This is a genomic window from Methylophaga lonarensis MPL (assembly GCF_000349205.1).
Lineage (GTDB): Bacteria > Pseudomonadota > Gammaproteobacteria > Nitrosococcales > Methylophagaceae > Methylophaga > Methylophaga lonarensis.
In genome coordinates, this window is the sequence record NZ_APHR01000063.1 from 1 (window position 1) to 7,358 (window position 7,358).

A 7,358-nucleotide genomic window follows, 5' to 3' on the forward strand; every position below is an offset into this window, starting at 1 on the left:
ATACAAGCCAAAGGCAAATTGKTCATTCTATTCGCTGCTCTTCAAACTGCTGTTTTGAGGACAACAGGAAGCGCAAGGTATTGGAATCGGCTACCCACATTCCGGTTCGGATGTAGACGATTGTCTGGTCATGAGGCTCTGTGGTGAAACTAAAGGCAGGTTTTCTGTAGGCGATGGGTCGCTCTGAAAAGGGTTTGTGATCATCCAGAATGATGGTTTCGATTAACTCGCCAGACGCATTGTGAATATAGGCCTCAACGAGATCGACATAGCTGTTTTCATGCAGCATCACCCATTCGATGGGCTGTTCAGACGGGTTTGACAACACCAGTCTGAGCCAGTGCATCTGATTATCAATGCCGCGGTTCAGCTCGCTTTCCGACAGTGGTTTCCATTCGGTGTTTAGATAGGGGGGCACATCAGACTCGCCACCGTAGAAACGTTCCATAAACTGCCAGATTTCAACTTTGCTGTCCTGTGGCTTAAGTTGATAACTTTCAGCGACGGCAAAGCCTGCATAAATCAGCAGTATCATAGCCAGTATTGAGGTTAGCAAACGCTTCATAGGCTAATAGTACACGACACATTATAAGAACAAAGGTTTGATGCAGGTATTGTTGAGCTGATCTTCGCGCTTCAGACTGGTTTGATCACCGTGTATCCATTAAAGTGTCCGAATTTGCCATTTTCAGTGATAGGAGCAAAGCATGTCTCATCCCCAAAGTTTGTCAGTCGCAAAAGTCGTCAGTTCGGCATTGCTGGGTGTGTTTTTACTGGGTCAGTTAGTGACAAAGCCCGCGCTGGCATCGCCACAGGCCGATGCGCTAGGCCAATGTCTGGTGGCCAATACCAGTACTGCTGAACGTGAGCTGATGATTCAGTGGATGTTTCTTGGCATGGCACAACATCAAAGTCTTGCAGGCTTGTTGTCTGACAGTGTTAATAAGGAAGAAACCGATATCATGATGGGCTATCTGGTACAGAACGTGCTCACAGAACGTTGCTCAGAGCAAATGGCCGCCTTGATGCAGCGTGAAGGTCTCAGCCGTTTTGATGAGAGTTTTGAGTTGTGGGGATCAGTGGCGATGCGTGAAATGCTCACCGACCCTGCGGTTGAAGCCGCATTGCTGAACTTCACCAAATTTATTGATTTCAACGAGTTTACTCGTTGATAGCAACGCGATCTCCGGTCTTGAGCAAGGCGTTAGGATTCAGCACCACACGATCCTGCGTGCTCAGACCATTGCGAATTTCCACGCGGTGACTGTTATAACGCCCGGTGACCACCGGGCGTTGTTGCAGACGGTCCTCTTGATCCACCGTCATCACAACAGATTCACCATTAAGAATTTTCACGGCATTGATGGGGATCTGCAGCCGATCTGTGGTACTGGCCGGGATACGTAAACGGCCGCTTAATCCCGCCGACAATTGCTGATCGGCATTATCCAGTAAATATTCCAGCCGCATGGTGCCCAGCGTATTGTCGATTTCTCGCGACATCCGGCTGAAATTAACTTCAAAAGACTGACTGGCCAGTTCAGGTATCAACAGAGTGGCTTGTTGGTTTTGATCGATGGAATACAACTGTGTTTGTGGAATATCGACCAATACCCGAAGCTCATCCGTGCGAACAATACGAAACAATGCCTGGCTGTCATTGCGTGTGATGCGATCGCCCCGGTCAACATTGCGTACGGTAATGATGCCGTCAAAGGGCGCGACAATCCGGGTATAGGCAAACTCGTTTTCCAACTGCTCGAGTCGTGCCTGATAGGTTTCCAGGGTCGCCAGCGCGACTTGATATTCAGCGTCTTTTTCATCGACTTCTGTTTGAGTCACCGCGCCTGAGCCTTGCAAGCGAGACACCCGATCAGACATTTTTTTGCTCAGGTGAACCACGGCTTGCTGACGATTGATTTCAGCTTTGGCCTGACGAATCTGTTCTTCCAGCTCCGGTGAGGAGAGTTGAGCCAGAAGTTGACCCTGAGAGACTTCATCGCCGATATCAACAAAACGGTTTTCGATATAACCATCGGCTCTGGCAAATACATGAGCACTCTCAATCGCTTCCAGTCTGGCGTTGAATTGATAGGGTTGTGCGCTGTTCACCGGTTCCGGCTGAACGATGGTGACACGAGGCAATGAGATGTCATCGCTTTGGTTGCTGGCCGCTGCCGTGGCAGTGTTGTTTGGCGAGTTAAGCATTATGGCGCCGAGCACAGCCAATGTGGTCAGGCTAAGGCTGGCAGTAGTGATAGAAAATTTCATCAGTGAGCTCCTTGCTGTTTCAGCGTCAGGTCGGCTTCGTTAACTGGAACAGGGCGTGAGATATGGGTCATCAGTTTGCTGAAAATCCACGGCACAATCACCAGCGAGGCGCAGGTGCCAAGTATCAGACCACCAATCACCGTGCGTGCCAGAGGGGCATTTTGTTCACCACCTTCACCTAGCGCCAGTGCCATCGGCATCAGGCCGATAATCATGGTGAGTGCAGTCATTAATACCGGGCGAAAACGAGTGATAGCTGCTTTTCGTGCTGCGGCACTGGCAGAAACCCCTTGCAGCCAGCGATCTCGAGCAAATGTTGTGACCAGTACGCTATTGGCGGTTGAGACCCCGATCACCATGATAAAGCCCATCAGTGCAGGCACACTAAGCGTGGTATTGGTGATCCAAAGTCCCATCATTGCACCGCTGATGGCGACCGGAGCCGCAGACAAGGCGACCAATGGCAAAGTCCATGAGGCAAAATTGAACAACATGACAATGTAGATAAAAAACACGGCCAGCAAGAAGCCAAACATCAAGTCTCGATAAGCATTTTGCATGGCATCTGCCTGGCCCATGATGCGAATATTATTGCCCGGTTTGAGTTCGGATCTCAGCGGCGCAATAGCACGCTTCACTTCATCGTAAACACTGCCAAGATCACTGTTTTCAGTGTTAATCAAAACATTGATGGTCGGCTGCAGGGTGGCCCGACCTACTGAGGCAGGGACCAGCCTTGGACTGATATTGGCGATACTGCCCAGCGAAATTTCCTGACCGCTATCGGTATGAGCGACCGCCAGATTGAGCAGTGCGTCGATGTTATTCATTTCCTGCACCGGCGCTTGAACCTGAACTGCGTAGGAAAAGCCGGATGCCGGATCAGCCCAGAAACTGGATGCCACAGTACCGGCAGAGCCCAGTGCACTGAGCACCGTATCCAAAGCCATCTGAGGCGTTAAACCGAGTTGTGCGGCGCGGCTACGGTCGATACTGATGAAATATTCCGGCAGTTCAAACACCTGTTGCAGGCCAACATCAGCAGCACCCGGAAAATCCTGCATCTGTTCGATCAGCCGCTCGGCCAATGTCAGATTACCTTGATGGTCACGACCAGAAAAACGTACGTCAATGGCGGTAGGCGTGGTGCCGGACAAGGTTTGATTGGTGGTATCAGCGGGCTGAGCGAACAACGTGATATCGGGAAATTCTTGACGCAGCATCTGACGAATGGCCGCTTCGTAATCAGCCGTGGGCTGATGTCCGGGAGCCAACTGAATCTGAATTTCGCCATCGTAGCTGCCAATGGTAAAGCTATCCACCCAGCCACGGTTGATGGAGTCCGGCATGCCGATATTCTCGACAATAAAATCCAGTTCGTCCTCGGGAATCAGCTGCCTGATGGCGACTTGTATATCGGCAAAGCGTTCTGCGGTTTGCTCGATTCTCAGCCCTGGTTCAGCGCGCACATAAAAGCGCATCAAGCCCGCATCGGTTTTGGGGAAGAAGTCACGGCCAATATCGCTAAAGGCCATAAAACCGGTGGCAAGAATCAAGAACATCGCCAGCGGGACTACAAATAGTTGATGTTGTAATCTGACCAAAAGCTTGGCCAGACGACGTTGAGCCCAGGCAAGTCGGCGCATGACAAAGCCATGTACTCGCATGACGATACCGGTAGATGATTGTTTTTCGTCGTTGGGCAATAAGATAACGGCCAATGCTGGCACAACGGTGCGAGACAGCACATAGGAAGCCAGCAGCGAAGCAATCACCACGATAGCCAGCGGCTTAAAAATATAGCCAGCAACACCCGTCAGCAGGAAAATCGGCGAGAACACCACACAGGTTGACAGCGTAGAAACCAGTTCGGGAAAGGCCACCTGACTGGCGCTGGTGACCGTGGCTTGTCTTGCAGACAGGCCTTGCGCCAGGTTGCGTTTGATATTCTCAATTTCAACCAGTGCGTTATCGACCAGAATACCGATGGCCAGCGCAAGGCCGCCAAGACTCATCAGATTGAGTGTATGCCCCGTGATATTAAGCGCAAACAGTGCCGTCAGTAGTGACAGCGGAATTGAGGTCAGCACGATCAGCGTTGCACGCCAGGAGCCAATAAATAACAGCACCATGATGGCGACCAGAGAGCCCACAATCAGGATTTCAGTCTGAATGTGATGTACGGCGGTATTCACAAACACGGATTGATCAAAGATTGGTTGAATATCGATGCCCGGCGGTGCTGCAGCTCGAATCGACGGCAAGCGATCCATCACCTGATTGATGATATCCACGGTTGAAGCATCACCCAGTTTGATCAGCGACACCATCACGGCATTGTCGCCGTTGACTCGGGCGATATTGGTTTGCAAGGCGGTGCCATCGCGAATATCTGCAACATCGCGAAGATAGACCATGCGGCCATCAATTGATTTGACCGGCATCTCTTCAAAAGAGCTGATGGATTCTGGGCTGGCATTGACGGAAATTTGCAGTTCCTGCAGCCCTTCACGAATACTGCCGGAGGGCAGGGTGAGATTTTGTTGCGCCAGTGCCTGAGTCACCTCGGCAGCGCTCAGACCAAGCGCATGCAAGGCATCCGGTTTGAGATCGATCATGATCTGCCTGACGCCGCCACCGTAAGGCAAGGTCAATCGAATACCGTTGATGGACTGAATCATGCCCCGTAATTGCAAGCGGGCAAAATCTGATAACTGAGCGTCTGTCAGCGTATTGGACGACATGACCAGTTGCAGAATAGGGGTGCTGGACTGGTTGTATTGCGTGATCAGCGGAGGTGTGATGCCGGCCGGCATTCGCCGCATGATGGTCTGCGAAACGCTGGTGATTTGCGTCATGGCGTTGGCGATGTCAACGCTGGGTTGAAATTCAATATGAACAACAGCAGTGCCGCTCATGGTTTGAGAGCGGATTTCACGAACATTATCAACGTTGTTCATGATGGCGACTTCACTGAAGGTGGTGATTTTGGAAGCCATTTCGTTGGCATTCAGACCTTGATAGGTCCAGATGACCTTAACCGCTGGTATGTTCACCGCAGGCAAAACATCTACCGGCAAGCGCAGATAGCTGATAAGACCGGCAGCAAAAATTAGTAGAGCCATAGCCGCAACGGAATATGACCTGCGCAAGGCGTATCGGACCAACCACAACATAATTAATCGTCTCCGGCTGGTGTCGATCTCCCGAACACTTGCTCGCTTATCAGTGCCTCGTCAGGTATGCCCTGAATCTGTCGAACTTGATTATCTGAGTCACGAAAAATAACGCTGGGTGTGGCGATCAGGCCATGTTGTTCCATCAGCAAGGTGTTACTCCGTACTTGTTCGATAATAGCTTCTGGCAGATCGCTCGCTGGAGCGATACCGCCTTGCAGAAGAGTGCTCTCATGATGAGCCAGCAGCTTTGCCGGATCTTCGGCAGCGAGAATGGTGGCGGCTTTGAGTTCACTGCTAGGGTGCAGCATGCCGACCATGATGTGCCGTAATTGAAGACCACCGTTGTTGACATAAGGTTGCGCGAGTTGCCATAAATTTGCGCAATACAGGCAATTCGGGTCATTAAACATGTAGACAACGTGCTCAGCATCGGCAGCACCTTCAGCAACAAAATAGCTGTTGCTGAGTGTTTGCCAGTCCAAACTGCTTTGCTGGCTTAAGGTCAGTCGGTCAACTTCTGCACGCGCCACTTCCTTGCCTTGGGCATCCAGCAAAGTGCCGATGATCACATGTTCGCCATCAGGGGTAAGATAAAGCTCCATTGGCTCACCTCTGAAACTCGCAGCATAGCTTTTTAGCGAAATTTTGCTGTCGATCTCGGCATGAATTTCAACCCCCTGATCGACGAGAAACTGTAACGGTGCAGGCCAATCTTCAGCATAAACAGCGCCTCCAATGAACAAGGAGGCTAAAGCCACAGACAATCTGTTCACTGAAGTCTCTCCAATTGATGACGCAGTGATGCCGCTGATAATTCACCGAAGTGGTGATGGCTGTACTGACCTTTTTCATCAAAAAATAGGGTGGTGGGCAGTCCGCGGACTCGCCAGTAATTCGACATGACACTGCGCGGATCCAGCAGCACGTTTGCCAGTTCAAGTGATTCTTCATGCAGGAACAGCTGAACGACTTCCGGGCTTTCACCCTGATTGATCAGCAGAAAATGAACATCCGGATATTGATGCTGGGCATCCGAGATCACCGGCATTTCACGGCGACATGGACCACACCAGCTGGCCCATAGATTGATCACGATTGGCTGACCACGAAACTGTTCAAGTTCAACGCTGGCGTTAGCCAAGTCAGTCAGGGCGTAGTCAGGCATATCTGGCAATACTGCACTGTGTTGATAAAGCAGGATGGTGGCAAATAGCCAACTAAATGCGCCGGTAAACCCTGAAATCAGTAACGGCACTCGCTGAACACGATGCCGAAAGCCAGCAATCAGCATCCAGACAACGGCAGCAACCACACCGGCCAGCGGCACAAAACCACGGTCTCGAATATCGACGATGCTTAATAGGTTGCTTTGATAGTCTGGCCAGTAGCGAACGACAAATACTAAACGGGCAATGATAAAGCCGAAAATCAGGGCGTTGACCAGGGTATTGTCGGCACGACTGCTTTTGCCACGGCTACCCAGAAAGGCGACCAGGAAAGCCATGCCGAAAGCCAGCAGAAACACCAGTTGCCCTACAGACAGGGCGAACGGACCAAATGCAAAAGACAAGCTATACTCCCGGAATGGTTATGTCTATATCTGAGAATGCAGTAAGAACACACGTTGGATGGAAGGTTCAAACTAAAGACTTAAAATCTATATTAGTAAATGTTAATGAATGTTGGCAAATATGATGACTAGTCACCGCCGTCAATGGGCATTGTTGACGCTGTTAATCTGGATGCTAATTTTACCGTGGTTTGTCGCCGGTCAATACTCGGATATGCGCCGTGAACTCGATGCACAACTGATAAATTTTGCACAGAATTTTGCCGAGTCAAAGCTGCTTGCCGACTGGCCTGAGGCATCACCCTTTTGTGATGATATTGAATCYGCACTGGCTGATG

Annotated in this window: 7 protein-coding genes; 2 read left to right on the top strand and 5 right to left on the bottom strand. The window is 50.7% G+C overall.

Features of this window, described 5'->3' with window-relative positions; translation table 11 throughout:
• Positions 1 to 22 precede the first annotated feature (22 nt).
• Positions 23 to 535: a 7TMR-DISMED2 domain-containing protein gene (locus tag MPL1_RS10970; RefSeq protein WP_040577118.1), complete on the bottom strand. Its 513-nt coding sequence runs from the start codon at positions 533 to 535 to the stop codon at positions 23 to 25.
• A 172-nt stretch (positions 536 to 707) separates the two neighbouring features.
• On the opposite strand from MPL1_RS10970, the gene MPL1_RS10975 reads away from it, so the two are divergent.
• Positions 708 to 1,172: a hypothetical protein gene (locus MPL1_RS10975; RefSeq protein WP_009727203.1), complete on the top strand. Its 465-nt coding sequence runs from the start codon at positions 708 to 710 to the stop codon at positions 1,170 to 1,172.
• Here the strand turns inward: MPL1_RS10975 and MPL1_RS10980 are convergent.
• The 4 genes from MPL1_RS10980 to MPL1_RS10995 are packed head-to-tail and all read right to left on the bottom strand — an operon-like array spanning position 1,162 to position 7,020.
• A complete protein-coding gene (locus tag MPL1_RS10980; protein ID WP_009727204.1) occupies positions 1,162 to 2,271 on the bottom strand; it encodes an efflux RND transporter periplasmic adaptor subunit in 1,110 nt (369 codons plus the stop codon). The genes MPL1_RS10975 and MPL1_RS10980 overlap by 11 nt on opposite strands.
• Positions 2,271 to 5,447 (bottom strand): efflux RND transporter permease subunit, encoded by a 3,177-nt coding sequence (locus MPL1_RS10985; RefSeq protein ID WP_009727205.1) that lies wholly within the window; start codon positions 5,445 to 5,447, stop codon positions 2,271 to 2,273. The genes MPL1_RS10980 and MPL1_RS10985 overlap by 1 nt, the downstream gene beginning before the upstream one ends.
• 2 nt (positions 5,448 to 5,449) lie before the next feature.
• Positions 5,450 to 6,223 (bottom strand): thiol:disulfide interchange protein DsbG, encoded by a 774-nt coding sequence (dsbG, locus tag MPL1_RS10990; protein WP_009727206.1) that lies wholly within the window; start codon positions 6,221 to 6,223, stop codon positions 5,450 to 5,452.
• On the bottom strand, positions 6,220 to 7,020 hold the full coding sequence (locus MPL1_RS10995) for a TlpA family protein disulfide reductase (protein ID WP_009727207.1): 801 nt from the start codon (positions 7,018 to 7,020) through the stop codon (positions 6,220 to 6,222). Before MPL1_RS10995 ends, dsbG begins: the two co-directional genes overlap by 4 nt.
• 121 nt (positions 7,021 to 7,141) lie before the next feature.
• Here MPL1_RS10995 and MPL1_RS11000 point away from each other — a divergent pair.
• On the top strand, positions 7,142 to 7,358 hold a 217-nt coding region (locus MPL1_RS11000; RefSeq protein ID WP_040577119.1), incomplete at its 3' end, for a hypothetical protein.